This is a genomic window from Nonomuraea sp. NPDC003201, from assembly GCF_053590415.1.
In genome coordinates this window covers 23,333-47,867 of record NZ_JBSFTC010000057.1, presented here as the reverse complement: position 1 = coordinate 47,867, position 24,535 = coordinate 23,333, and the positions used below count along the sequence as shown (strand labels likewise).

The following is a 24,535-nucleotide window of genomic DNA, read 5'->3' as shown; positions in this document are numbered from 1 at the left end:
CCAAGCAAATTTCCGTCAATTAATGACGGGGATATGCATGTGTATCTCATGCACTGGCTTTTAACACACTGTTGAGTTCTCAAGAAACGGACGCGTACTTCCTTGCTCAAAACCGTTCCGGTCTTTCGCTCGGAGGCGTTCATTTCGTTGTGTCTTTATTCTTTCCAGCCGTTCAAGTCCCTGTCAAATTGACCCGACTTGCTCGACCTGCTGGAATTAAGACCCGCCCCGCTTCCGGGACAACCCCTCTAACTTACCAGCCCTCACGAGTGGACGCGCACGTCCGCCGTGATGGAGGAGGAAGAAGGCTTGTGCCGGACTGCTTCGGCTCTTCAAGATTAGCAGCGCTCCCGACCCCTCGTGCCGGATCGCCGCGTACGACGGACACAGATCGATCACGCCCGAACATAGACTCCCCACGTGAGCAGTAACACGCCGCCAGTGGCGAAGAAGGTTCCGACTGAGCGCACCCACCACGGTGACACCGTCATCGACGAGTACGCCTGGCTGAGCAACAAGGAAGATCCCGATACCACCTCCTATCTGGAGGCGGAGAACGAGTTTCTCAAACAGCAGACCGCTCACCTCTCCGATCTCCAGGAGCAGGTGTTCCAGGAGATCAAGGGCCGCACGCAGGAAACCGACCTCTCGGTGGCCAGCCGCAAGGGCTCCTGGTGGTACTTCTCGCGCACCTCGGAAGGCAAGCAGTACGCCGTCTCCTGCCGGGTTCCGGCCGACAGCGACGCGCCTCCGGAGATCACCCCGGGTGCCACTCTCGAACGCGAGGAGGTGATTCTCGACGGCAACGAGCTCGCCGGCGACAGCCCGTTCTTCTCGATCGGCACCAGCTCCGTCTCGCCCGACGGCACGATGCTGGCCTATTCGACCGACTTCAAGGGCGACGAGCGATTCACGCTGAAGTTCAAGAACCTCGAAACAGGCGAACTGCTCCCCGACGAGATCACCGACATCTTCTACGGCGGCGCCTGGTCGGCCGACGGCTCGACGTTCTTCTACACGCGCGTCGACGACGCCTGGCGCCCGTTCCAGGTCTACCGGCACACCCTCGGCACCGAAGAGGACGTGCTGGTCTACGAGGAGTCCGACGAGCGTTACTGGGTCGGCATCGGCCTCACGCGCAGCGAGAAATACCTCGTGCTCGGCGCGGGCAGCAAGATCACCAGTGAGGTGCGCATTCTCGACGCCACCGATCCCGCCGGTGAGTTCACGGTCGTGCGCCCCAGGAAGACCGGCGTCGAATACGGCGTCGAGCACGCGGGCGACTTCTTCTACGTGCTCCACAACGAGAACGCCGAGAACTTCGAGCTGGCCACCGCCCCGCTCGACGCCCCCGGCACCTGGACGCCGCTGATCGCCCACCGGGACGACACCAGGCTCCTGGAGATCGACGCCTTCTCCGACCACGCCGTGGTGCACTTCCGCCGCGACGGGCTGACCGGCCTGCGCGTGCTGCCGTACCCGGGCGACGTCCAAGGTTGGCGCGAGCGGATCGAGGCCGCCGAGCGGAACGCGTACGAGATCGACTTCCCCGAGCCGCTCTACGACGTCGGGCCCGCGGGCAACCCCGAGTTCACCACGACGCGGCTCCGGCTGGCCTACACGAGCATGGTCACCCCGCCCAGCGTGTACGACTACGAGCTGGACACGCACGAGCTGATCCTGCTCAAGCGGCGCCCGGTGCTGGGCGGCTACGACCCGGCCGACTACGAGCAGTTCCGCGAGTGGGCCACGGCCGAGGACGGCACGAGGATCCCGGTGTCCATCGTGAAGCGCAAGGACTCCGCCAGGCCCGCGCCGACCGTTCTGTACGGGTACGGCAGCTACGAGACCTCCATCGACCCCGGCTTCTCGGTCCCGAGGCTCTCGCTGCTCGACCGCGGGTTCGTCTTCGCCGTCGCGCACATCAGGGGCGGCGGTGAGATGGGCCGCCGCTGGTACGAGGACGGCAAGCTCACCAGGAAGCGCAACACGTTCACCGACTTCGTGGCCGTGGCCAGGCACCTGAAGGCGACCGGCTGGAGCGAGCGGGTCATCGCCAGGGGCGGCTCGGCCGGCGGCCTGCTGATGGGCGCGGTCGCGAACCTGGCGCCGGAGGAGTTCGCGGGCGTGGTGGCCGAGGTGCCGTTCGTGGACGCGCTGAACACCATCCTGGATCCGTCGCTCCCGCTCACTGTGATCGAATGGGACGAGTGGGGCGACCCGCTGCACAACCCCGACGTCTACGCCTACATGAAGAGCTACACCCCGTACGAGAACGTGGACGGCCGCGCGTACCCGCCGATCCTGGCCATCACCAGCCTGAACGACACCCGCGTCCTCTACCACGAGCCCGCGAAGTGGATCGCTCGCCTGCGGGCGACGGCGAACGGCGGGCCGTTCCTGCTCAAGACGGAGATGGGCGCCGGGCACGGCGGCCGCAGCGGGCGCTACGACGCCTGGCGCGAGGAGGCCTTCGCGCTCTCCTGGATCATCGAGAGGGGCACCTCATGACCTATCAGGCCGACGACAGCCGCTACGAGCGGCAGCCGTACAACCGCAGCGGTCGCAGCGGGCTGAAACTGCCCGCGGTCTCGCTGGGCCTGTGGCACAACTTCGGCGACACCCGCCCGATCGAGAACTCGCGGGCGATCCTGCGGCGCGCGTTCGACCTCGGGGTGACGCACTTCGACCTGGCCAACAACTACGGCGTCCCGTACGGCTCGGCGGAGACGAACTTCGGCCGCATCCTGCGCGAGGACTTCACCCCGTACCGGGACGAGCTGATCATCTCCACCAAGGCCGGCTACGACATGTGGCCGGGTCCGTACGGCGAGTGGGGATCGCGCAAGTACGTCCTGGCCAGCCTCGACCAGTCGCTGAAGCGCATGGGGCTGGAGTACGTCGACATCTTCTACAGCCACCGCCCCGACCCGGGGACGCCGCTGGAGGAGACCATGGGGGCGCTCGACCGGGCCGTGCGCTCGGGCAAGGCGCTCTACGCGGGCATCTCCAACTACTCGGCCGAGCAGACCGCCCAGGCCGCGCGGATCATGCGCGAGCTGGGCACGCCGCTGCTCATCCACCAGCCGTCCTACTCGATGATCAACCGGTGGATCGAGGACGGGCTGCTCGACGCGGTGGAGGAGGCGGGCATGGGCTGCATCGTGTTCTCGCCGCTGGCCCAGGGCTTGCTGACCGACCGCTACCTCGGCGGCGTGCCGGCGGACTCGCGGGCGGCGACGAGCAGGTTCCTCAGCGCCGACCGGATCGACCTCGACCTGGCTCGCGGCCTCGACGAGATCGCCAGGGGCCGCGGGCAGACGCTGGCCCAGATGGCGCTGTCGTGGACGCTCAGGGACCCGCGGGTGACGAGCGTGCTCATCGGGGCGAGCAGCGTGCGGCAGTTGGAGGACAACGTGGCGTGCGTGGACGGCCCGGCCTTCACGGAGGACGAGCTGGCGGCCATCGACAAGATCACCGAGCGCTACACGGCCCGTTGATCACAGGGATTCGTGCCGCTGAAGGTAGGTGAAGGCGGCCCAGCCGGGCAGCACCGGGAGCCAGAACGTGAGCAGCCGGTGCAGCAGCACGGCCGAGGTGGCCAGCTCGGCGGGCACGCCGGCCACGGTCAGGCCGCCCGCGAGCGCGAGTTCGACCGCGCCCAGACCGCCCGGTGTGGGCGCGGCCGAGCCGATGGCGTTGGCCGTGAGGTAGACGACCGCGACGGCGGTGAAGCTGAGCGAGCCGCCGAACGCGGCCACACAGGCGTCCAGGCAGAGCACGAACGCCAGGGTGATCATGAGCGTGCCCGTGCACGCCTCCACCATCTTGCGCGGCGACTGCAGCACGTCGAGCAGCCTGGGCAGCACGTTCGAGAACAGTTTGCGCATCCTGGAGGTCACCAGCCTGCGCAGCGGCGGCACGCCAAGCACCACCACGACCAGCACCGCGACCGCGAGCAGCACCAGGACGAGGCCGCGCGACGGGGTGAACGACGTGGTCGTGGTGGAGCCGGTGATGTAGGCGAACAGCAGCAGCAGCGCGATGTGGAAGACCAGCATGATGAGCTGTGAGGCCCCCACGCTGGCCACCGCGCTGGCCGGCGAGATGCCGCGCTTCTGCAGGTAACGGGTGTTGATCGCGACGCCGCCCACGGCGGCGGGCGCGACGAGCTTGACGAACGACGAGGCGAACTGCACGAGCACGGTACGCCAGAGCGGCAGCGGCTCGGGCACGAAGCCCCGCAGCATCAGGGCCGCGGCCACGAAGCTGACGAACGACGCGACCAGCGCGACCCCGGACCAGGCCCAGTTGGCCGTGGTGACCACCCGGTAGATGTCGACCCGGCTGAGCTGGGAGAGCACGATGTACGCGGCCAGCGTGCTGGCGATGATCGTGATCAGGGTGCGCGGTTTGAAGCGTTCGAGGCGTACTTCCTCGACCTTGCCCTGCGGCTTGAGCGCGACGATGTGCTCGCGGATGCCGGCCAGCAGGTTCTTGTTCTTCGACAGGGCCGAACGGGTCTCCCTGGTCAGCGCGATGCGCTGGAGCAGCGGCATGGCGGCGGCCAGCGTGTCGGGCCCCATGACGGCCGCCGCCGTCCGTACGGAGCGCTCAGGGCCGACGCGCAGCGCCAGGTAGGTGAGCAGCTGGGCGATGTCGAGCCTGAGCAGCAGGTCGCCGGCGGCGATCTCGCCGCTGCGCGCGTCGGTCAGCACGACGCGGCCCGCCCGGTCGAGGTGGATGCTGTCGCCGGTGAGCCGCCGGTGCGCCAGGCGCTGGATCTGCAGCAGCTCCACCTGCTCCCAGATCTGGGCGAGCAGCTCGTCGTCGATCTGCTCGTCGGGCACCTCGTCGAGGGGGCGCGTCTCGATGTGCTCGTACGCGAGCATCGCGGCCTCGGTGCCGATCTCGCTGGTGCCGAGCAGCCTGGGGGTGCTCACGCCGGCCGCCTGGGCCGCGTACGCCATGAGCGCCTCGCGCTCCAGCTCCGCCCGGAGCGACCTGATGGCCCTGCGCCTGGTCTCGGAGTTGAGCCGGATGCGCCGCCACAGCCGGTACGGCAGCCCGGCCACCTGCCGGTCGCGGTCGAGCACGGTGACGTCGAGGCTGGTGCCGTCCTTGAGCCCGATGGCGTAGCGGCGGCTCCCCTGGTGGTCGTCCTCGATGCGGCGGGCCGAGACCACCGCGAACGACAGCTTGCGCAGCGCGGCCACCAGGGCGCTGCCCGCCGGCCTGGTGTTGGGGCTGCCGACGCCGTAGAGGGTGGCGTAGCCGATGACCATGCCGACCAGCACCGTGACGATGGCGCTCGGGATCGTGATCTGCCGGCCGGAGAAGAACGCGAGGACGTAGAGGGCGATCGTGGTCCACATCAGCATGCGCCAGGTGGGCCGGCGCGAGATGCGGACGGCGGTGGCGTACGCGACGACCGAGGTGAGCAGCGTGTTCACCGGCTCGATCGTCCGGTCGCCGGTCAGCAGCACGCGCAGGTCGTCGGCGTTGCCGGCGACCAGCCACTGCCCGAGCAGGAACGACCCGGCCATGCCGATGATCGCGGCGATCAGCCCTTCGGCGACGCGCAGCCCGTCGCGGTGGAAGACCCGTTCGACGGCGAAGGCCGCGGGCACGATGAGCACGGCCGCGCCACCCAGGAACGCGGCGATCCTGCTGAGCAGCGGTACGAGCTGCGCGCCCTCCTTGACGTCGGCCTCCAGGCCGATGAGCGTCTGCTTGGCGACCAGCGCGAGCAGGACGACCGCGCCGAGCACGATGAGCGTGGCGAAGAAGCGCAGCAGGTCGGAGGGGCGGCGAAGGCGCTGGGGCAGCAGCGGCTCCACAACGTAGACGTCGCTTTCCGCGCGTGACTCACCCACGGCTGGATCCCCCTCGAGGTCCTCCGTGTCATCTCGTTCCCTGATTTCGGCCACCGACAGCGATTCTGCACCTTCCCGGCCGGACCGTGCGATCTCTAGGCTTCCAGTGTCCTCAATCGCCCCCGCAATCGTCGCACCGGGCAGGCTACACGCATTTCCGCGTCTGCCGTCATTCCAGGTGCGGGACGTAGTCTGTGTCCCATGTCGGGTGAATTGAGGGTTTTGGGGGCGTGTCCGCTGGACTGCCCGGATGGCTGCTCCTGGGTGGTCACCGTGGAGAACGGCAGGGCTGCCAAGCTCCGCGGCAACCCCGACCACCCGTACACCAGGGGCGCCCTCTGCGTGAAGGTCAACCGTTACCTCGAGCACACCCGGGCGGACGACCGCATCCTGCACCCCATGCGCCGAATCGGCCCCAAGGGCTCCGGCCAGTTCGAGCGCATCACCTGGGACGAGGCGCTCGACGAGATCTCGGTGCGGCTGCGCGGCATCGTCGAGGAGCACGGCGGGGAGGCCATCTGGCCGTACCTGGGCACCGGCACGCTCGGCTACCTGCAGGGCTGCGAGGGCGTGGCCGGGCGGCGGTTCTGGAACATGCTGGGCGCCTCCAAGCACTGGCTCAACATCTGCTCGGCGGCCGGCAGCAGCGGCCTGATGCGGACGAACGGCACCCCGGGCGGCATGGACCCCGAGAACTTCGCGCTGGCGAAGCTGATCCTGCTCTGGGGCACGAACACGCTGACCAGCGGTCACCACCTGTGGAAGTTCATCCAGGACGCGCGGGCGGACGGCGCGCACGTCGTCGCCATCGACCCGATCCGCACCAGGACGGCCGACCAGGCCGACGAGTACCTGGCGATCAGGCCGGGCACGGACGCGGCGCTCGCGCTCGGGCTGCTCAACGTCGTGCTGGCGGAGAACGCGCAGGATGAGGAGTTCCTGGCCGAGCACACCGAGGGCTGGGAGGACTTCCACCAGGAAATCCTGAAATATCCGGTCGAGACTGTGGCTGAAATCACCGGCATCCCCGCCTCCGCCATCCACAGCCTGGGGATACGGCTCGCCCACACCCGCCCGACCGCCATCCGCGCCACACAGGGCCTCCAGCGGCACCAGGGCGGCGGCACCGCGCTGCGCACGCTCGCCTCGATCCCCGGCGTCACCGGCGACTGGCGCCACCCCGGCGGCGGCATCGCGTACTCCACCAGCGGCCACGTGCACTTCGCCATCGACACCCGCGACGACCTGCTGGCCAAGCCCGTCCGCACGCTCGTCATGACCAAGCTGGGGTCCCAGCTCGACGACGTGAAATGCCTGTGGGTGTACGCGGCCAACCCGGTGGGCTCGAGCCCCGACGCGAACGCGATCAGGCGGCAGCTCGCCCGCGAGGACCTGTTCACGGTGGTCATGGAGCAGTTCCCGACCGACACCGTGGACTACGCCGACATCGTGCTCCCCGCGACCATGCAGACCGAGCACCAGGACCTGCACGCCGGATACGGGCACCTCTACCTGCTCTGGAACGAGCCCGCCGAGCCCGCGCCCGGCGAGTGCCTGTCCACGACGGAGACGTTCCGGCGGCTGGCGGCGCACATGGGGATGACCGAGCCGTCGCTGTTCGACTCGGACCTGGAGCTGGCCGAGCAGCTGCTGGCGAGCGGGCACCCGTCGCTGGAGGGCATCACGCTGGACCGGCTGCGCAAGGAGGGCTGGGTGCGGATGAACTACCCCGAGCCCTTCACGCCGTTCGCCGAGGGCTTCCCGACGAGGTCGGGCAGGATGCGCTTCCCGCAGGCGGGCAAGGCGTACACACCGTCCCACACGGCCGGTACGAGGGGCGGCTCGCCGTACCCGCTGGCGCTGGTCACGCCCGCGTCGCACACGTTCCTCAACACGACCTTCGGCAACAACCCTGAGCTGCGCCGCCGCGCCAAGGACCCGGTGGTGCTGGTCAACCCGGCCGACGCGGCCGCCCGGGGGCTGGTGGCCGGTCAGCGGGTACGCGTGCACAACGACGGCGGCGAGTTCCTGGCGGACGTGGAGATCAGCGACCGCGTGGCGGCCGGGGTGGTGGCCTCGCCGAAGGGGCGCTGGCCGAAGCTGACCCCCGGCGGCGCCAACCCGAACGCGGTCGTGGCCGAGCGGGACGGGGACATGGGAAGGGGGCCGGGCTTCCACGACAACCTGGTCGAGATCAGCCCTTGTGCCGGTCCATGAACGCCACGATCCGGTCGAGCACGTCCTTCCCGTGAGGACTGGCGAACAGCGCCGAGGCGTGCAGGCTCTCCCCCGGGATGACCATGGTCTGGTTGTCAGGGGCCTTCGTGGCGGCGGCGTGCGCCCTGGCCAGGTCGTCGGCGCCGCCGTACCCGTCGTTCGCGGAGCCGATCTGGAGGAGCGGGACGGTCAGTCTGGCCGCGTTCTCCCCGCTGATCTCGCCTGAGACGGCCACCACGCCGGCCACCTTCGAGCCGAGCCGCAGGGCGGCGGGGACGGCGGTGGTGGCGCCGATCGAGCCGCCGACCAGGAAGACCCGCTTGACGCCCGGCTCCTTGGCCAGGCGTTCGGCCATGGCGACGGCGCCGTCCTCGGGGAGGATGGCGGAGGTCCTGGCGTACAGCAGGACGCGGTAGCCGGCGGCCACGAGGCGGTCCGACAGGGGCCGCCACGTGCACACGTTGCCCCGGCGCTCGTAGGTGATGACCACGCCCACCGGGCCGTCACCGGTGATCACGCCGGGCAGGTCGCCGTCGTGCTTGAAGATCTTGCCGTCCGCCTCGGTGAAGCACCCGGAGACGTTCGGCCCCGTCGGAATCGGGGCCGACGTCGTCGCCTCGGGAACCGGGGCCGGACTCGTCGCCGCGGGAGCCGTGCTCGGGCCGGGCGCCGCGGCACCGGTGCCGGCCGCGCCCCCGCAGGCCGTCAGCACTCCCACCATGAGCCCCACCACACCTACCAACGCGCGCATGGCCGCCCTTTCCGCTCAACTATGTCAGAAGTGACATAGTCGTAGGAGCACCATATCCTTGGGCGAACCATGACCTCAACGCTGGGATTCGCGATCCTCGCCGTGCTGGCGCGCGGCGAGCGCACGGGGTACGACCTGGCTGCGGCCATGCGGCGGCCCGTCGGCTACTTCTGGACGGCCGGGCACAGCCAGATCCATGCCGAGCTGCAGAAGCTGCGGGCCGGGGGGCTGGTCGGGTTCGAGGCCGAGCACGGGCCGGGGCCGCAGGGCAGGAAGGTCTACCACCTGACCGCCGAGGGCCGGGTGGTGCTGCGGGAATGGGTCACCGAGCCGCCCCGCGAGCGGCCGGAGCGCGACGAGCTGGTGCTGAAGACGTACGCGTCGTGGCTGGCCGAGCCGGAGCTGGTCAGGCGGATGTTCGCCGACCAGCTCGCCGCGCACGAGGAGCGGCTGGCCGAGTACGAGCGGCAGGAGGCGTCATTCGACGGGCCGCCCGCCTTCGACGATCCCCGGTTCGGCAACTACGCCACGTTGCGCTGCGGGCTGAGCTACGAGCGGCACCGGGCCGAGTGGTGCCGCTGGATGCTGGCTCAGCTCAGCGAGAGCTTGTAGCCCTCGTGGGAGGCCGCGAAGCCGAGGTTGTCGTAGAAGCGGTGCGCGTCCGTACGTGACTTGTCGGAGGTGAGCTGCACGATGACGCAGCCGCGCTCCCGGGCCCGGTCGACGGCCCACTTGATCATCCGGCCGCCGAGGCCCTGGCCGCGGGCGGCGGCGGCGACCCTGACGGCCTCGATCTGGCACCGCTCGGCGCCCAGCCGCGACAGCCCGGCCAGGTACGTGAGCTGCATCGTGCCCACCACCTCGCCGTCCTGCTCGGCGACGATCAGCTCGTCGTACGGGTTGGCGTCGATCCGCTCGAACGCCGCCAGGTAGCGCTCGTCGCCGGGGTCGCCCTCGCGCGTGGCGCCGAGATGGTCGTCGGCCAGCATCGCCACGATCGCCGGCACATCCTCCTTGCGGGCCTCGCGGAAGAGCACTTTCTCACTTTGCTGCATGTCCGAATGATGTCAGGGATGGCTCAGGGTCCTTCCCCGATGCCCCCAAGGGGGCCGAAAAGGCACCATGAGTGACATGAACGAAATCAGCCGACGAGACGAAGTCTCGCTGTCGGGTGCCGCGCTCCGCGGCGCCCCCTGGAAGGCCGCCGCCGTCGGTGGCGGCGCCGTCGCCGCGACCAGCTTCGGCCTGGGCGTGCTCACGGGCGGTGGCGACCTGGTGTGGGCGCTGGGCCTGGGCATCAGCCTGTTCGCCCTGATCGCCGCGATCGGCGCGGTCTCCAAGCCGCACGAGGGCGACCGGGTGACCCGCCAGGCCCGCCTCTGGTCGCTGAAGCACCCGTGGAAGTTCGCACTGCTGCCCGCGGCCATCACGGCCGTGCTGGACTACCCGGTGCAGCTCGTGCTCGACCACGAAGGGGTGTTCGGCTCCGGCGTGCAGGCCCTGTGGCACGGCGCGCTGGTCTACCTGATCGCCGGCATCCTGACCCTCACCATGCGGGGCCGCGCCGATTCCGCCCGGTGAGCTCAGCCCTGCGCCTCCCGCTCCGCCTGGCTCCGGCACACGCAGAACTCGTTGCCCTCCGGGTCGAGCATCGTCACCCAGCCGGTGCCATCGGGCTGCCGCAGGTCGTCGTGGACGGTCGCGCCCAGCCCGATCAGCCGCTCGACCTCCTGGTCGCGGGTCCTGCCCTCGGTGCCGTTGACGTCGAGGTGGACCCGGTTCTTCACGGTCTTGCCCTCGGGCACGCGGATGAACAGCAGGAACGGGTCCTGCCTGGTACGCAGCATGACCTCGTCGTCGCCCGGCTTGTCACCCTCGCCGAGCGGCAGCCCGGTGGCCTTGCTCCACCAGGTGGCGATCTCGTACGGGTCGGCGGCGTCGATGGTCACGGCATGAATTTCGATCACGCAGACACCCAACCCGTGACGAGCCGGAACGTCAAGGTCAGGCGAGCACCCGCAGGCCGATGACCCCCGCCAGGATCAGCGCGATCGAGACGATGCGCGCCGGCGAGACCTCGTCCCCCATGGCGATCATGCCCAGCACCGCGGTGCCCGCCGCGCCGACGCCGGTCCAGACGGCGTACGCGGTGCCGACTTCGAGGGTCTTGAGCGCGTACGAGAGCAGGCCGAAGCTCAGCACGGCCGTGACGAGGAACGACAGGGTCCACCACAGGTTGCCGAACCCGTTGCTGAGCTTGAGCGAAAGGGCCATGACGACTTCGAAGACGCCGGCCAGCACGAGGACGATCCACGCCATGATCAGAACTCCCTTGGGACGAGACATCAGTACGTGCGTCGTCTTGGCGTTCCGGGTACGGCGCGTCTCGTCCGGGAGCTTGTCAGCTCATGAGCGACAACGCGGCCCTCGACGGGATCATTCCCACCAGATGGTGACCCATCGGTCGCGCGGCAACGGCCACATGCCCAGCTCCATCACCGTGGCCGCCACCTCCTCCGCTCTGGACGGGTCGAGGCACACCCTGCGGCACGCGCTGGCCGCCAGGTCGTCCAGCGAGGTGAATCGTTCCAGGGGAGCTTCCCGTTCCTCCACCTGCACCGGGTAGCCGAGCGCCGCGGCCAGCGCCACGCAGTCCTCGGCGATGGGCCGGACCGGCCGGTCCACCCCGTGGAAGTGCTGCCACAGCGGCGCCATCCAGCTCATGGGATGGCGGTGCGTGAGCTCCAGCACCACCCGCCCCTGCGTGCGCTCGTCGAGGGCCCGCAGGAAGTCGGCCAGGTCGAGGACGTTGTAGATCACGTGAGCGGCGATGGTGACGTCCACCACGGGCACCCGCCCGGCCACGTCGGGCCAGCGCCCCTCGATCGCCGTGACCGGCACGCCGAGCTTCTCCGCCCGGGCGGTCAGCCCCTCCAGCATCGACGCCGAGGTGTCCACCGCGTAGAGGTGGCCGATGCGCTCGTGCAGCGGCAGGGACGAGGCGCCGGGGCCCGAGCCCACGTCGAGCAGCGTGCCCTTGTCGGGCAGCGCCTCCGAGAGCCGGGACATGGTGGGGCCGTCGTCGGGTTCGGCCAGCGCCCTGTCGGTACGGGTGCCGAACCGCTCGGGCGAGTGACTCCAGGGGTCGGCGGAAACCTTGGCCATGATCTTGTCGGGAATGGCCCATGATTCCAGGCGCTCTCGCCATCTCGCGGCGAGTTCTTCGGCGTCCATGGAGACGAGCATGCCACGCATACCTGGGGTTACCCGCGGGTAGCATTGCAGAGTAAGGTTACTCGCCAGTACGAATACCCCTCGGTTCAAGGAGATCGACCCCATGGGCCACTACAAGAGCAACGTGCGAGACCTGGAATTCAACCTCTTCGAGGTGTTCGGGCGACGTGAGATCCTCGGCACAGGGCCCTTTGCGGACGTGGACGAGGAGGTCGCCCGGGGCATCCTTGACGAGGTCAACAGGCTGGCCTCCGGCGTCCTGGCCGACTCCTTCGAGGAGGGCGACAGGAACCCGCCGGTGTTCGACGCCGCGACCAGCTCCGTGAAGGTGCCCGAGGGCTTCAAGAAGTCCTACAAGGCGCTGGTGGACGGCGGCTGGGCCAACCTCGACCTGCCCCCCGAGCTGGGCGGCCCCGGCATCCCGAGGAGCCTGGCCTGGGCCACGGCCGAGATGGTGCTGGGCGCGAACCCGGCGCTGTACATGTACGCCGCGGGCCCCAACTTCGCCTACACGCTGTGGAAGGTCGGCACGCCGGAGCAGAAGCGCTTCGCCGAGCTGGCCATCGAGCGCGAGTGGGGCGCCACGATGGTCCTCACCGAGCCGGACGCCGGCTCCGACGTGGGCGCCGGGCGGGCCAAGGCGGTGCGCCAGGAGGACGGCAGCTGGCACATCGAGGGCGTCAAGCGCTTCATCACCAGCGCCGAGCACGACATGACCGAGAACATCTTCCACCTCGTGCTGGCCCGCCCCGAGGGCCACGGCCCGGGCACCAAGGGGCTGTCGATGTTCCTGGTGCCGAAGTTCCACGTGAATCTCGAGACCGGCGAGCTGGGCGAGCGCAACGGCGTCTACGTCACCAACGTCGAGAAGAAGATGGGGCTGAAGGTCTCCACGACGTGCGAGCTGACGTTCGGCGACAAGCACCCGGCCGTCGGCTGGCTGGTGGGCGATGTCCACGAGGGCATCAGGCAGATGTTCATGGTCATCGAGCACGCCCGCATGATGGTCGGCACCAAGGCCATCGCCACGCTCTCCACCGGTTACCTGAACGCGCTGGAGTACGCCAAGTCGCGCCTGCAGGGTGCGGACCTGACCCGGATGGCCGACAAGGCCGCCCCGCGGGTCGCCGTCACCCACCACCCCGACGTGCGGCGCGAGCTCATGCTGCAGAAGTCGTACGCCGAGGGCATGCGGGCCCTGGTGCTCTACACGGCCACGTTCCAGGACACCCTCCTGGTCGACCCCGACGACCGGCACGCCAGTGAGATGAACGACCTGCTGCTGCCCATCGTCAAGGGCGTCGGCTCCGAGCGGTCGTACGAGCTGCTCTCCCGCTCGCTGCAGACCCTCGGCGGCTCGGGCTACCTGCAGGACTACCCGATCGAGCAGTACATCCGGGACGCCAAGATCGACTCCCTCTACGAGGGCACGACCGCGATCCAGGGCCTGGACCTGTTCTTCCGGAAGATCCTGCGCAACCAGGGCGCGGCGGTCGGGTCGCTGCTGGCCGAGATCGGCGAGTTCGCCGGCTCGGAGGCGGGCAACGGCCGGCTCAAGGAGGAGCGCAAGCTCCTCGCGGAGGCCGCCGCCGAGGTCAAGGCCATGGGCGACACCATGGCGGGCTGGGCGCTGGGCTCGCTGGAGGCGCCGGCCGAGGTGTACAAGGTCGGGCTGAACACCACCCGGCTCCTGCTCGCGCTGGGCGACCTGGTGATCGGCTGGCTGCTGCTGCGGCAGGCCGAGGTGGCGCTGGCCAGGCTGGCCGACGGCGAGGACCCGTTCTACCTGGGCAAGGTGGCCGCGGCCTCGTTCTTCGCCAAGACCGTCCTGCCGCGGCTGGCGACCGAGCGCCGGATCGTGGACTCCACCGGGCAGGAGCTCATGGAGCTCCCCGAGGAGGCCTTCTGAACCGTGGGGGCGGGGGTGCTTCGAGGGAGTACGGTCGCGGCATGAGCTCGACTTCCCACGATCATCCCCTTCCTCCGCCCCGGGTCGAAGAGGTGTCCGAGGGCGTCTTCGCCTACATCCAGCCCGACGGGAGCTGGTGGATCAACAACACCGGCTTCCTGGCCGGCCGGCGCGGCGTGATCTGCGTCGACGCCTGCTCGACCGAGCGCCGTACGCGGGCCTTCCGCGAGGCCATCGGCACGGTCACCGACCGGCCGATCACCACGCTGGTCAACACCCACCACCACGGCGACCACACGTTCGGCAACTGGCTCTTCCCCGAGGCCACGATCGTCGGGCACGAGGGCGTGCGGGAGCAGATCCTGGCCGACGGCGTCCCCACCTACCGCGCCGCGTGGTCGCCCGAGGTGGAGTGGGGCGAGATGGAGGTGGCGCCGCCGTTCCTCACCTTCACCGACCGGATCACCCTGCACTCCGACGACCTGCGGTGCGAGGTGAGGCACGTGGGCCACGCCGCGCACACGACGAACGACTCGTACGTGTGGATCCCCGAGCGGCGGCTGCTGTTCTCGGGCGACCTCGTCTTCAACGGCGGCACGCCGTTCGTCCTGATGGGCTCGGTGGCCGGGGCGCTGGACGCGCTCGACCAGCTCAGGGCGCTGGGGGCGGAGACCGTCGTGCCGGGCCACGGCGGGGTGTGCGGGCCGGAGGTATACGACCGGGTCGAGGGTTACCTGCGGTTCGTGCAGGAGACCGCGGCGCGGGGCCGGGCGGCGGGCCTGTCGCCGCTGGAGGCGGCCAGGCAGGCAGACCTGGGCGAGTGGGGCGGGCTGCTGGACTCCGAGCGCATCGTGGGCAATCTGCACCGCGCCTACGCCGAACTCGACGGACAGCCGCTGGGCGCGCCGATCGACCTGGCCACCGCCGTGTTCGACATGATCACCTACAACGGCGGCAAGCCTTTGTCCTGCCTCGCCTGAGATGTTACGGGTGTGATCTTCTGTACCCGGGTATGACCGTGGCTGTACTCGCCGTTTGCCTGGAGGTCGTCATGGGTGTCGGGGTAAGCATCTTCTTCCTCACGCTTGGCGCCATCCTGAGATTCGCGATCGAGCCCGACGTGTTCGGCAAGGCCGTCCACATGGATGTCGTCGGGCTCATCTTCATGATCGTCGGTGGCGTGGGAGTGGTGCTGAGCGTCGTGCTGGCCCCCAGGAGGGGCCGCACTTCCGAGGGCCGGCTGATGCACCGCGAGAACAACCCGCCGGAGATCTAGAGGCTGAGCTGCACCGCGGCCCGGGAGGCCAGGATCGGCCTGATGTGCTCCACGATCACCGCCTGATGCTGCGGGTGGTCGCGGTAGACCAGGTAGTCGTCGACGTCGTCGAAGTCGGCCACCACCGCGTAGTCGTGGTTGCCCTGGTTGATGCCCGCGTCCGGGCCCACGGTGTACGAGCGGAGCTGCGGGATGATGCCGGGCAGCTTGCCCAGCTCGGTGGTCACCGTCTCCTTCTGCTCGTCGGTCGCGGCCTCGGTCCAGGTGAACAACACGATGTGGCGAATCATGCGATCAGGTGTATCAGATCGCGACGGCGTGACTCTGTACGGGATGGGTGCGGGTGTCCCCGGCCTACGGCGATCGCCGGGGGAGGGGTCCTCCCGGCGGTCGCCGTAGGCTTTCCCGGCTAGCTCCAGGCCAGCATGTGCAGCGGGTCCTCCAGCATGTCGCCGACGTCGCGCAGGAACATCGAGCCCAGCTCGCCGTCCACGATGCGGTGGTCGAACGACAGGGCCAGGGTGGTCACCTTGCGCACCGCCAGCTCGCCGTCCACCACCCACGGCATGTCCCTGATCTGGCCGACGGCGAGGATGGCGGCCTCGCCGGGGTTCAGGATCGGGGTGCCGGCGTCGACGCCGAAGACGCCGACGTTGGTGATGGTGAAGGTGCCGCCGGCCATCTCGGCCGGCTGGGTGCGGCCCGCCCTGGCGGTCTCCGTGAGCTCGGCCAGCCGCCCGGCCAGCTCGGGGAGCGACAGGGTGTGGGCGTCCTTGACGTTGGGCACGACGAGGCCGCGGGGGGTGGCGGCGGCTATCCCCAGGTTCACGTAGCGCTTGACCACGATCTCCTGCGCCGCCTCGTCCCACGACGAGTTGATCATCGGGTGGCGTTTGACGGCGGTGAGGACCGCCTTGGCCACCAGCAGCAGCGGGGACACCTTGACGTCCGCGAAGTCCCGGAAGGTGCGCAGGCGCCGCACCGTCTCCATGGTGTTCGTCACGTCGAGCTGGAGGAACTCGGTGACGTGCGGAGCGGTGAAGGCGCTGGCGACCATGGCCTGGGCGGTCATCCTGCGCACGCCCTTGACGGGGATGCGCTCCTCCGGCCGCTCGGCCGCCGCCACCTCGGCGACCGGGGCCGCCCCGGCCTCCGCAGCGGCGTGGACGTCCTCGCGGGTGATCGAGCCCTCGGGGCCGGTGCCGGCGAGGGTGGACAGGTCGACGCCGAGGTCTTTGGCCAGTTTCCGTACGGGTGGCTTGGCGAGGACGCCGACCCGGCCGGCCGGCGGCGCGACAGGGGCAGCGGCAGGGGCAGGAGCAGGGCCGCCGGCCACCTCCACGCGGGAGGGGTTGGCCACCGGGCTCGCCGGGATGCCGGGAGCCTGGGGCTTGCGGGGGCGGCGCTTGGTGGCGCCGGTCTTGACGCCGTAGCCGACCAGGACCGCCTGGCGCTCCTCCTTGGGCGCCGGGCTGCCGTGAGCCCCGGGCTCGACGGCGCCCTCCGCCGGAGGCGTGGGCACCATGTCCTCGGCCAGGGCCTTGGTCTCCTCCGAGACGGGAGCGGCGCCCTCGGAGGTCTCGACGGCGATGATGGGGGCGCCGACGTCGACCGTCTGGCCCGCCTCGGCCAGCAGGTCCGCGACCACCCCGTCCCAGGGGATCGGGAGCTCGACGATCGACTTGGCCGTCTCGATCTCGACGACGATCTGGTTGACCTTGACCGCGTCACCCGCCTCGACGTGCCAGCGGACGACCTCGGCCTCCGTCAGCCCTTCGCCGACGTCGGGGAGCTTGAACTCGCGTCGCATGAGAACCCCACCCCCCTCAGTACCCGAAGGCGCGGTCGACGGCGTCGAGCACCCGGTCCAGGTCGGGCAGGTAGTGCTCCTCCAGCTTCGACGGCGGGTAGGGGGTGGAGAAGCCGCCGACCCTGAGCACCGGCGACTCCAGGTGGTAGAAGCACTGCTCCGTGATCCTGGCCGCCAGCTCGGCCCCGAAACCGCTGTTGACGGGGGCCTCGTGGACGACCACCACCCGCCCGGTACGGCGCGCGGAGTCCATCACGGCCGGTTCGTCCAGCGGGTTGAGCGAGCGCAGGTCGATCACCTCCAGCGAACGGCCGTCTTCCTCGGCGGCCGTGGCGGCCTCCAGGCACGTCTTGACCATGGGGCCGTAGGCCAGCAACGTGACGTCGGACCCGGGGCGCACGACCCGGGCCGCGTGCAGCGGCGGCCACCAGTCGGTGGAGCCGGTGTCGATGTCGGCCTTCTCCCAGTAGCGCCGCTTGGGCTCGAAGAAGATCACCGGGTCGTCGCTGCGGATGGCCTGCTGGATCATGGTGTACGCGTCGGCCGGGTTGGAGCAGGACACGACGCGCAGGCCGGCCGTGTGGGTGAAGTACGCCTCGGGCGACTCGCTGTGGTGCTCGACCGCGCCGATGCCGCCGCCGCACGGGATGCGTACGACGACCGGGAGCTTGATCGCGCCCAGCGAGCGCATCGGCATCTTGGCGAGCTGCGTGATGATCTGGTCGGCGGCCGGGAAGACGAACCCGTCGAACTGGATCTCGCACACCGGCCGGTAGCCGCGCAGCGCCAGCCCGATCGCGGTGCCGATGATGCCCGACTCGGCCAGCGGCGTGTCGATGACGCGGTCCTCGCCGAAGTCCTTCTGCAGGCCGTCGGTGACCCGGAAGACGCCGCCCAGCTTGCCGACGTCCTCGCCCATGATGAGGACCTTGGAGTCGTCCTCCATGGCCTTGCGCATGCCCTCGTTGAGCGCCTTGGACAGGCTCATGACCGTCATTTGGCGAACCCCTCCAAGTAGGCCGCGTACTGGGCGCGCTCCTGGTCCATCAGGGCGTGGGGCTCGCGGTAGACGTGGTCGAAGATGTCGAGCGGCCGGGGGTCGGGCATGGCCAGGCAGCGCCTGCGCAGGTCGGCCCCGAGCTGGTCGGCCTCGGCGTCGACGGAGTCGAAGAACGACGGGTCGGCGTGCTCGTTCTTGAACAGGTACGACCTGACCCGCTCGATCGGGTCCTTGAGCTTCCACGCCTCCAGCTCGCTGGCCACGCGGTAGCGCGTCGGGTCGTCGGTGGTGGTGTGGGCGCCCATCCGGTACGTGAACGCCTCGATGAGCGTCGGCCCCTGACCGGTGCGGGCGGCCTCCAGCGCCTTCCTGGTCACGGCCAGGCAGGCGAACACGTCGTTGCCGTCCACCCTGATCCCCGGGAAGCCGAAGCCGGAGGCGCGCCGGTAGAGGGGGATGCGGGTCTGCTTCTCCAGGGGCTCGGAGATGGCCCACTGGTTGTTCTGGCAGAAGAACACGATCGGCGCGTTGAACACGCTGGCCCAGATGAACGACTCGTTCACGTCGCCCTGCGAGGTGGCGCCGTCGCCGAAGTAGACGATCGTGGCGGCGCTGGCGTCGTCGCGCTGGATGCCCATCGCGTAGCCGACCGCGTGGAGGGTCTGGCTGCCGATCACGATCGTGTACAGGTGGAAGTTGTGCTCCTTGGGGTCCCAGCCGCCGTGGTTCACGCCTCTGAACAGGCCCAGCAGCTTCACCGGGTCGACGTCGCGGCACCACGCCACGCCGTGCTCGCGGTAGGTGGGGAAGGCCATGTCGGAGTCGGTCAATGCGCGGCCCGAGCCGATCTGGGCCGCCTCCTGGCCCAGCAGCGAGGCCCAGATGCCCAGCTCGCCCTGGCGTTGCAGCGCCACGGCCTCCAGGTCGATGCGCCGTACGAGGACCAGGTCGCGGTAGAGCGACCGGACCTCCTCATCGGTCAGGTCGATGTCGTAGTCGGGGTGCTCAACCCGCTCGCCCTCGGGGGTGAGCAACTGGACTAGCTCCGGAGGTGCGTCAGAGGCACCACGAGAGGCTTCGGCTGTCACGAGGCCTCCTTCGTCGGCCTCGTGACAGAGGTGCTGTGTTCATTGATGACCTCGACAAGCTCGGTCATGAGCCACTCCTGTGCGGTCGTCAGGGCAGGTCTTCGATGGGGTTGCCACCTTGAGGCCCGCCTTCCATGCGATGAACCATCTGGTGGTGGTTCGTACGCGTTTGGGGACATCGTGGCAGACGTCACAGCCCTGCGCGCAAGCCCCATGCCCTCCCCGTTCCCGTTGTGTCGACAGCCACACGCGCCGGTAGGCTGTGCTTCCCAGTCACCCACCGCATCCAGGAGGAACGCAGTGGCCCGCGTCATCGTGGACGTCATGTTGAAGCCCGAGATCCTCGACCCGCAGGGCCAGGCGATCGCCAGAGCGCTGCCCAGGCTCGGCTTCTCCGGCGTCTCGGCCGTGCGGCAGGGCAAGCGCTTCGAGGTCGAGCTCGACGGCCCGGCCGACGAGGCGGCGCTGGAGGAGATCCGCAAGATGGCCGAGACCCTGCTGGCCAACACGGTGATCGAGGACTACAGCGTCCGGGTTGAGGATTAGGGGAGATTTGCCGCCCGGATTCCCCCCTGGCCGGTTAAAGCGGGGTTCGGGGGCGGCACAATGCCACGGGCGTGCCAACACTAAATAACAACAACGTGATTTTGCGGTTAGCCCCGTTTTCACAGGGAAACCTACTCCAGGTGATGGTCTGGCGCCCGGAGGAGTCCGGTGGATATTGAGTTCTCGTTGGCACTGCCTCGGGATGCGATCGGCATTCCGATGGTCAGGCGAGTGCTGGGCGATGCCATGCGTTCACTCAACGTGAGTGAGACGTGCATCGCCGACATGCTCCTCGCCGTCTCCGAGGCGTGCTCCAACGCTGTGCGGCACGGGGGTCCTGCCAACCGCTACGAAGTGAGCGCGGCGATCGGCTACGGCCGCTGCGACGTGCGCATCGCGGACAACGGCGACGGCCTGCCGACGATGCCGCCGCACTTCCCTCCACCCGACACGGAGAACGGCCGTGGTCTGCTGATCATGCGCTCCGTGGTGGACGAGATCTCCTTCGGCATCACACCCGGCCGTGGCACCACGGTCCACCTGCGCAAGCACCTCGCCTGGGACGACTCGGCCGACGCCCGTCCCCGCGAGCTGGCGGCAGTCTGACCTGCGCCTTCGCCCGACGCACGAGCCGATGTGGACCACCCGGCAGCACCCGATAATCTGAAGACACCGCCGCAGACCGCCGTCCACCCGAAGAGACGGTGGCGCGTGCGCGCGCATTCCTCGGAGGGGACGACTGTCATGAGCGCTGCCCGTGTGGGCGTAGTCACGTTTCCAGGAACTCTCGACGACCAGGACGCCGCCAGGGCCGTACGCCTCGTGGGCGCGGAGGCGGTGCCGCTGTGGCACGCCGACCACGACCTGAAGGGGGTCGACGCCGTCTTCCTGCCCGGCGGCTTCTCCTACGGCGACTACCTGCGCTGCGGCGCCATCTCCCGGTTCGCGCCGCTGATGGACGAGCTCGTCCCGGCCGCCAGGGCGGGGCTGCCCGTGATCGGCACCTGCAACGGGTTCCAGATCCTCTGCGAGGCCCATCTGCTGCCCGGCGCGCTGACCCGCAACGCCTCGCTCCACTATGTCTGCCGTGACCAGCGGGTCCGGATCGAGCAGACGGCCACCCCCTGGACCAGCTCCTTCGAGCCCGGCCAGGAGATCGTGCTGCCCGTCAAGCACGGCGAGGGCCGCTACGTGGCCTCCGAGGACACCCTGGCCGCGCTGGAGTCGGGCGGCCACGTGGTCGTGCGCTACGTCGGCGGCAACCCCAACGGCTCGCTCAACGACATCGCGGGCATCCGTAACGAGGCGGGCAACGTGGTCGGCCTCATGCCGCACCCCGAGCACGCGGTCGAGGACCTGGTCGGCGCGCCCAGCACCGACGGCCTCGGGTTCTTCACCTCCGTCCTCAAGAAGCTGGTGAACGCATGACCGATAACGTGAAGCGGGCGGCGGAGACGCCCGAAGAGCCGATGCCCTTCGCCGAGCTGGGGATGAAGCAGGACGAGTACGACCGGGTCAAGGACATCCTGGGTCGCCGTCCCACCGGCTCCGAGCTGGCCATCTACAGCGTCATGTGGTCCGAGCACTGCTCGTACAAGTCGTCCAAGGTGCATCTCAAGCAGTTCGCCACCAAGGCGCCCAAGTCCGACGCGCTGCTCGTGGGCATGGGTGAGAACGCCGGCGTGGTGGAGATCGGCGACGGCTGGGCGGCCACGTTCAAGATCGAGTCGCACAACCACCCGTCCTATGTCGAGCCGCACCAGGGTGCGGCCACCGGCGTCGGCGGGATCGTCCGCGACATCATGTCGATGGGCGCGCGCCCGATCGCGGTGATGGACGCGCTGCGCTTCGGCGGCGCGGACGCCGTGGACACCCGCCGGGTCCTGCCCGGCGTGGTCGAGGGCATCAGCCACTACGGAAACTGCCTGGGCCTGCCCAACATCGGCGGCGAGGTCGTCTTCGACCCCTGCTACATCGGCAACCCGCTGGTCAACGCCCTGTGCGTGGGCCTGCTCCGCAAGGACCAGATCAAGCTGGCCACCGCGCCCGGCCCGGGCAACAAGGTCGTGCTGTTCGGCGCGTCCACCGGCCCCGACGGCATCGGCGGCGCCTCCGTGCTCGCGTCGGCGACCTTCGAGGACGAGTCGCACGCCAAGCGGCCCGCCGTGCAGGTGGGCGACCCGTTCATGGAGAAGCTGCTCATCGAGTGCTGCCTGGAGCTGTACGCGGCCGACGTGGTCGTCGGCATCCAGGACCTCGGCGCGGCCGGGGTGTCGTGCGCGACGACCGAGCTGGCCGCCAAGGGCACCGGCGGCATGCACGTCGACCTCAACCTCGTCCCGCTCCGCGACCCCTCGCTCAGGCCCGAGGAGATCCTCATGAGCGAGTCGCAGGAGCGGATGATGGCCGTGGTCCGGCCCGACGACATCGCGGCCTTCATGGCGATCTGCGACAAGTGGGACGTCCCCGCCACCGTCATCGGCGAGGTCACCGACACCGGCCGCCTGGTCATGACCTGGGACGGCGAGGTCATCGTGGACATCCCGCCGGGCACGGCGGCCGACGACGGGCCCGTCTACGAGCGCCCGTACCACGAGCCGTCCGGGCAGGCCGCGCTCAACGCCGACACGCCCGACCGGCTGGAGCGGCCCGCGGACCTGCGGGCCACGCTGTTCCAGCTCCTCGGCTCGCCCAACCTGGCCTCCAAGGAGTGGGTGACCTCCCAGTACGACCGCTACGTCCGCTCCAACACCGTGCTGGCCCAGCCGGCGGACGCGGGCATGCTGCGGATCTCGGAGGTCATCGCCGGCGCGGAGCCGACGACCAGGGGCATCGCGCTGTCCACCGACGGCAACGGCCGTTACGCCAAGCTCGACCCGTACGCGGGGGCGCAGCTGGCGCTGGCCGAGGCGTACCGGAACGTGGCCGTGACCGGCGCCAAGCCGCTGGCCGTGACCAACTGCCTCAACTTCGGCTCGCCCGAGGACCCCGAGGTCATGTGGCAGTTCGCCGAGGCCGTGCGCGGCCTGGCCGACGCGTGCCGCACCCTGGGCGTGCCGGTGACCGGCGGGAACGTCTCCTTCTACAACCAGACGGGCTCGACGGCCATCCACCCCACGCCGGTCGTGGGCGTGCTGGGCGTCATCGAGGACGTGGCCAAGCGGGTGCCGTCCGGGTTCACCGCCGAAGGGCTGAAGGTCGTGCTGCTCGGCGACACGCACGAGGAGTTCGGCGGCTCGGAGTGGGCGCACGTCGCGCACCGCCACCTGGGCGGGCTGCCGCCCCGGGCCGACCTGCACGCCGAGCAGGCGCTGGCGACCGTGCTGGTGGAGGCCGCCAAGAGGGGGCTGCTGGAGGGCTCGCACGACCTGTCGGACGGCGGGCTGGCCGTCGCGCTGGCGGAGTCGTGCCTGGCTCGGGGCGTCGGGGCCTCGGTGGCGCTGAGCGGGGACGCCTTCACCGACCTGTTCAGCGAGTCGGCCGCGCGGGCGCTGGTCACGGTGCGGCCGGAGGCCTACGAGGAGTTCGCGTCGCTGTGCGGGCGGCACGAGGTGCCCTGCTACGGGCTCGGCACGACCGGAGGCGCTTCGCTGGTGGTCGAGGGTGTGTTCCAGGTGCAGGTCGAGGAGCTGCGGGAGACGCACTCGGCGGCGCTGCCCGCGCTGTTCGGCTGACGGACTTCGGAAGGGCCGGTACGGGGTGCCCGTACCGGCCCTTCTTCGCGTGTTACGCCTTCTTCTGGCCCAGGCAGACGACGTAGACGGTGCCGCTGACGCTGGTGCCGTGGTTGCCGCTGCTGGTGGTCGTCTTCTGGTCGGTGGCGGTGGTGGACGAGTAGGTGTTGTTGCCGTTGTCGTCCTTGGCCACGCTCACGGTCCAGCCGGTGGTGCCGCTGGGCGCGCTGCTCATGACGATGGCGTTCTTGAGGGCCTCGAACGAGAACCCGCCGCCGGTCATCATGCCGCCCTTGTCGCAGCTGGCGGTCGCGGAGCCGGTCGAGTTCAGGGACGCGAACTTGGTGTAGGAGGTGTAGCTCGCGCCGTCGCCCGAGTCACCCTTCGGACCCTGCGGACCCGCCGGACCCTGGGGGCCCCTCTCTCCCGGCTTGCCGGGGAGGCCGTCCTTGCCGTCCTTGCCGTCCTGGCCGTCGTGGCCGTTCCTGCCGGGCAGACCGTTCCTGCCGTCCTTGCCAGGCAGCCCGTTCTTACCGTCCTGACCGTTCTTGCCGGGCAGGCCGTCCTTACCGTCCTGGCCGTCCTTGCCGGGGAGGCCGTTCTTGCCGTCCTGGCCGTCCTTGCCAGGCAGACCGTCCTTACCGGGGAGGCCGTCCTTGCCGTCCTTGCCGGGCAGGCCGTTCTTGCCGTCCGCGCCCTTCGGACCCTGAGGGCCGGCCGGGCCGGTCTCGCCCTTCGCGCCCTGTGCCCCCTGCTGGCCCTGCTGAACGGTCGTCTGGGAGGCGCCGCCGATCAGGATCCGCTCCTCCGTCTTCCGGCACTTCGTGTCGGGGTTGACGATGCGGGCGTACCGCGTCTTCTTGTGCACGCAGGCGTGCACCTCGCCGGCGGCCGACGATGCGGTGGCGACGCCACCGACGGTGAGGAGCGAGGCGGCCAGCGCCCCCACGGCGGCGAGGGTGAGCGTGCGCCCACCGCGAACCTTGTTAGCCACGGCTGTCCTTCCGAACAAGTGATGCTCATGTTGTCCATGAGATTCACGTTTCAACCGTTCCAAGAGATGGCAAGAACTACATAACGTATCCATCACGAAACGGAGGGTTACTGACCAGATTGACAGGATTTGGAGACAGCGGTGAGTAAAACGACGCATT

General features: G+C 69.6%; 23 protein-coding genes and 1 riboswitch. Of the genes, 12 read left to right on the top strand and 11 right to left on the bottom strand.

What is annotated here, in order from left to right:
• The first annotated feature begins 420 nt into the window (after positions 1-420).
• Together ACWDX9_RS21880 and mgrA are read left to right on the top strand one after the other, a co-directional pair.
• Positions 421-2,511 carry a S9 family peptidase gene (locus tag ACWDX9_RS21880; protein ID WP_449956750.1) on the top strand — a complete coding sequence of 697 codons (2,091 nt, stop codon included), beginning with the start codon at positions 421-423 and terminating at the stop codon, positions 2,509-2,511.
• Entirely contained in the window at positions 2,508-3,500 is a 993-nt protein-coding gene (gene mgrA / locus ACWDX9_RS21875) for an L-glyceraldehyde 3-phosphate reductase (RefSeq protein WP_449956747.1), read from the top strand. The genes ACWDX9_RS21880 and mgrA overlap by 4 nt, the downstream gene beginning before the upstream one ends.
• Here the strand turns inward: mgrA and ACWDX9_RS21870 are convergent, their stop codons facing one another.
• Entirely contained in the window at positions 3,501-5,876 is a 2,376-nt protein-coding gene (locus tag ACWDX9_RS21870; protein WP_449956745.1) for a lysylphosphatidylglycerol synthase transmembrane domain-containing protein, read from the bottom strand.
• A 201-nt stretch (positions 5,877-6,077) separates the two neighbouring features.
• Between ACWDX9_RS21870 and ACWDX9_RS21865 the strand changes: the two genes are divergently transcribed.
• Complete coding sequence (locus tag ACWDX9_RS21865) at positions 6,078-8,093, top strand: molybdopterin-containing oxidoreductase family protein (protein WP_449956742.1); 2,016 nt, start codon at positions 6,078-6,080, stop codon at positions 8,091-8,093.
• Here the strand turns inward: ACWDX9_RS21865 and ACWDX9_RS21860 are convergent.
• On the bottom strand, positions 8,071-8,844 hold the full coding sequence (locus ACWDX9_RS21860; RefSeq protein WP_449956739.1) for an alpha/beta hydrolase: 774 nt from the start codon (positions 8,842-8,844) through the stop codon (positions 8,071-8,073). The two genes, ACWDX9_RS21865 and ACWDX9_RS21860, sit on opposite strands and share 23 nt — an antisense overlap.
• A gap of 69 nt (positions 8,845-8,913) precedes the next feature.
• Between ACWDX9_RS21860 and ACWDX9_RS21855 the strand changes: the two genes are divergently transcribed.
• Positions 8,914-9,456 (top strand): PadR family transcriptional regulator, encoded by a 543-nt coding sequence (locus ACWDX9_RS21855; protein WP_449956736.1) that lies wholly within the window; start codon positions 8,914-8,916, stop codon positions 9,454-9,456.
• On the opposite strand, the gene ACWDX9_RS21850 is transcribed toward ACWDX9_RS21855, so the two are convergent.
• A complete protein-coding gene (locus ACWDX9_RS21850; RefSeq protein ID WP_449956733.1) occupies positions 9,435-9,899 on the bottom strand; it encodes an N-acetyltransferase family protein in 465 nt (154 codons plus the stop codon). The genes ACWDX9_RS21855 and ACWDX9_RS21850 overlap by 22 nt on opposite strands.
• A gap of 76 nt (positions 9,900-9,975) precedes the next feature.
• Between ACWDX9_RS21850 and ACWDX9_RS21845 the strand changes: the two genes are divergently transcribed.
• Positions 9,976-10,425 (top strand): hypothetical protein, encoded by a 450-nt coding sequence (locus tag ACWDX9_RS21845; protein WP_350737336.1) that lies wholly within the window; start codon positions 9,976-9,978, stop codon positions 10,423-10,425.
• Between the two features lie 2 nt (positions 10,426-10,427).
• Here ACWDX9_RS21845 and ACWDX9_RS21840 read toward each other — a convergent pair whose 3' ends face one another.
• From ACWDX9_RS21840 to ACWDX9_RS21830, 3 genes are all read right to left on the bottom strand, one after another.
• Positions 10,428-10,811, bottom strand: coding sequence for a VOC family protein (locus ACWDX9_RS21840; protein WP_449956730.1), 384 nt, complete (start codon positions 10,809-10,811; stop codon positions 10,428-10,430).
• A gap of 37 nt (positions 10,812-10,848) precedes the next feature.
• Complete coding sequence (locus ACWDX9_RS21835; protein WP_350737341.1) at positions 10,849-11,163, bottom strand: DMT family transporter; 315 nt, start codon at positions 11,161-11,163, stop codon at positions 10,849-10,851.
• Between the two features lie 32 nt (positions 11,164-11,195).
• Positions 11,196-11,257, bottom strand: a riboswitch (guanidine-III (ykkC-III) riboswitch).
• Between the two features lie 23 nt (positions 11,258-11,280).
• Entirely contained in the window at positions 11,281-12,078 is a 798-nt protein-coding gene (locus ACWDX9_RS21830; RefSeq protein ID WP_449956727.1) for a class I SAM-dependent methyltransferase, read from the bottom strand.
• A 103-nt stretch (positions 12,079-12,181) separates the two neighbouring features.
• On the opposite strand from ACWDX9_RS21830, the gene ACWDX9_RS21825 reads away from it, so the two are divergent.
• The 3 genes from ACWDX9_RS21825 to ACWDX9_RS21815 all read left to right on the top strand — a co-directional run bounded on the left by ACWDX9_RS21825 (position 12,182) and on the right by ACWDX9_RS21815 (position 15,263).
• On the top strand, positions 12,182-13,987 hold the full coding sequence (locus ACWDX9_RS21825; protein WP_350737347.1) for an acyl-CoA dehydrogenase: 1,806 nt from the start codon (positions 12,182-12,184) through the stop codon (positions 13,985-13,987).
• A gap of 41 nt (positions 13,988-14,028) precedes the next feature.
• Complete coding sequence (locus tag ACWDX9_RS21820) at positions 14,029-14,967, top strand: MBL fold metallo-hydrolase (RefSeq protein WP_449956723.1); 939 nt, start codon at positions 14,029-14,031, stop codon at positions 14,965-14,967.
• A gap of 71 nt (positions 14,968-15,038) precedes the next feature.
• Positions 15,039-15,263, top strand: coding sequence for a hypothetical protein (locus tag ACWDX9_RS21815; RefSeq protein WP_192788390.1), 225 nt, complete (start codon positions 15,039-15,041; stop codon positions 15,261-15,263).
• On the opposite strand, the gene ACWDX9_RS21810 is transcribed toward ACWDX9_RS21815, so the two are convergent.
• From ACWDX9_RS21810 to pdhA, 4 genes are all read right to left on the bottom strand, one after another.
• Positions 15,260-15,553, bottom strand: a complete 294-nt coding sequence (locus ACWDX9_RS21810) for a Dabb family protein (protein ID WP_363983999.1) — start codon at positions 15,551-15,553, stop codon at positions 15,260-15,262. The two genes, ACWDX9_RS21815 and ACWDX9_RS21810, sit on opposite strands and share 4 nt — an antisense overlap.
• 119 nt (positions 15,554-15,672) lie before the next feature.
• Positions 15,673-17,073, bottom strand: coding sequence for a dihydrolipoamide acetyltransferase family protein (locus ACWDX9_RS21805; protein ID WP_449956720.1), 1,401 nt, complete (start codon positions 17,071-17,073; stop codon positions 15,673-15,675).
• 16 nt (positions 17,074-17,089) lie between these two features.
• Positions 17,090-18,070 carry an alpha-ketoacid dehydrogenase subunit beta gene (locus tag ACWDX9_RS21800; RefSeq protein ID WP_355207764.1) on the bottom strand — a complete coding sequence of 327 codons (981 nt, stop codon included), beginning with the start codon at positions 18,068-18,070 and terminating at the stop codon, positions 17,090-17,092.
• Complete coding sequence (gene pdhA / locus ACWDX9_RS21795) at positions 18,067-19,161, bottom strand: pyruvate dehydrogenase (acetyl-transferring) E1 component subunit alpha (protein ID WP_449956717.1); 1,095 nt, start codon at positions 19,159-19,161, stop codon at positions 18,067-18,069. The genes ACWDX9_RS21800 and pdhA overlap by 4 nt, the downstream gene beginning before the upstream one ends.
• Before the next feature lie 300 nt (positions 19,162-19,461).
• Here pdhA and purS point away from each other — a divergent pair, with 300 nt between their 5' ends.
• The 4 genes from purS to purL all read left to right on the top strand — a co-directional run bounded on the left by purS (position 19,462) and on the right by purL (position 23,381).
• Positions 19,462-19,707 (top strand): phosphoribosylformylglycinamidine synthase subunit PurS, encoded by a 246-nt coding sequence (purS, locus tag ACWDX9_RS21790; RefSeq protein ID WP_350737364.1) that lies wholly within the window; start codon positions 19,462-19,464, stop codon positions 19,705-19,707.
• Positions 19,708-19,926: 219 nt separating this feature from the next.
• Positions 19,927-20,313 carry an ATP-binding protein gene (locus ACWDX9_RS21785; RefSeq protein WP_350737367.1) on the top strand — a complete coding sequence of 129 codons (387 nt, stop codon included), beginning with the start codon at positions 19,927-19,929 and terminating at the stop codon, positions 20,311-20,313.
• Between the two features lie 138 nt (positions 20,314-20,451).
• Positions 20,452-21,135 (top strand): phosphoribosylformylglycinamidine synthase subunit PurQ, encoded by a 684-nt coding sequence (gene purQ / locus ACWDX9_RS21780; protein WP_355207756.1) that lies wholly within the window; start codon positions 20,452-20,454, stop codon positions 21,133-21,135.
• Complete coding sequence (purL, locus tag ACWDX9_RS21775) at positions 21,132-23,381, top strand: phosphoribosylformylglycinamidine synthase subunit PurL (protein ID WP_449956714.1); 2,250 nt, start codon at positions 21,132-21,134, stop codon at positions 23,379-23,381. The genes purQ and purL overlap by 4 nt, the downstream gene beginning before the upstream one ends.
• Before the next feature lie 52 nt (positions 23,382-23,433).
• Here purL and ACWDX9_RS21770 read toward each other — a convergent pair whose 3' ends face one another.
• Positions 23,434-24,375, bottom strand: a complete 942-nt coding sequence (locus ACWDX9_RS21770) for a hypothetical protein (protein WP_449956711.1) — start codon at positions 24,373-24,375, stop codon at positions 23,434-23,436.
• Positions 24,376-24,535 lie beyond the last annotated feature (160 nt).

Bases quoted from the DNA above. Each gene is read 5' to 3' on its own strand.
- ACWDX9_RS21785 (WP_350737367.1), top strand. From the start codon at position 19,927: ATGGTCAGGCGAGTGCTGGGCGATGCCATGCGTTCACTCAACGTGAGT.
- ACWDX9_RS21810 (WP_363983999.1), bottom strand. From the start codon at position 15,553: ATGATTCGCCACATCGTGTTGTTCACCTGGACCGAGGCCGCGACCGAC.
- ACWDX9_RS21855 (WP_449956736.1), top strand. From the start codon at position 8,914: ATGACCTCAACGCTGGGATTCGCGATCCTCGCCGTGCTGGCGCGCGGC.
- mgrA (WP_449956747.1), top strand. From the start codon at position 2,508: ATGACCTATCAGGCCGACGACAGCCGCTACGAGCGGCAGCCGTACAAC.
- purQ (WP_355207756.1), top strand. From the start codon at position 20,452: ATGAGCGCTGCCCGTGTGGGCGTAGTCACGTTTCCAGGAACTCTCGAC.
- ACWDX9_RS21835 (WP_350737341.1), bottom strand. From the start codon at position 11,163: ATGGCGTGGATCGTCCTCGTGCTGGCCGGCGTCTTCGAAGTCGTCATG.
- ACWDX9_RS21850 (WP_449956733.1), bottom strand. From the start codon at position 9,899: ATGCAGCAAAGTGAGAAAGTGCTCTTCCGCGAGGCCCGCAAGGAGGAT.
- ACWDX9_RS21800 (WP_355207764.1), bottom strand. From the start codon at position 18,070: ATGACGGTCATGAGCCTGTCCAAGGCGCTCAACGAGGGCATGCGCAAG.
- ACWDX9_RS21805 (WP_449956720.1), bottom strand. From the start codon at position 17,073: ATGCGACGCGAGTTCAAGCTCCCCGACGTCGGCGAAGGGCTGACGGAG.
- ACWDX9_RS21825 (WP_350737347.1), top strand. From the start codon at position 12,182: ATGGGCCACTACAAGAGCAACGTGCGAGACCTGGAATTCAACCTCTTC.
- ACWDX9_RS21815 (WP_192788390.1), top strand. From the start codon at position 15,039: ATGGGTGTCGGGGTAAGCATCTTCTTCCTCACGCTTGGCGCCATCCTG.
- purL (WP_449956714.1), top strand. From the start codon at position 21,132: ATGACCGATAACGTGAAGCGGGCGGCGGAGACGCCCGAAGAGCCGATG.
- ACWDX9_RS21845 (WP_350737336.1), top strand. From the start codon at position 9,976: ATGAACGAAATCAGCCGACGAGACGAAGTCTCGCTGTCGGGTGCCGCG.
- ACWDX9_RS21865 (WP_449956742.1), top strand. From the start codon at position 6,078: ATGTCGGGTGAATTGAGGGTTTTGGGGGCGTGTCCGCTGGACTGCCCG.
- ACWDX9_RS21830 (WP_449956727.1), bottom strand. From the start codon at position 12,078: ATGGACGCCGAAGAACTCGCCGCGAGATGGCGAGAGCGCCTGGAATCA.
- ACWDX9_RS21820 (WP_449956723.1), top strand. From the start codon at position 14,029: ATGAGCTCGACTTCCCACGATCATCCCCTTCCTCCGCCCCGGGTCGAA.
- ACWDX9_RS21860 (WP_449956739.1), bottom strand. From the start codon at position 8,844: ATGCGCGCGTTGGTAGGTGTGGTGGGGCTCATGGTGGGAGTGCTGACG.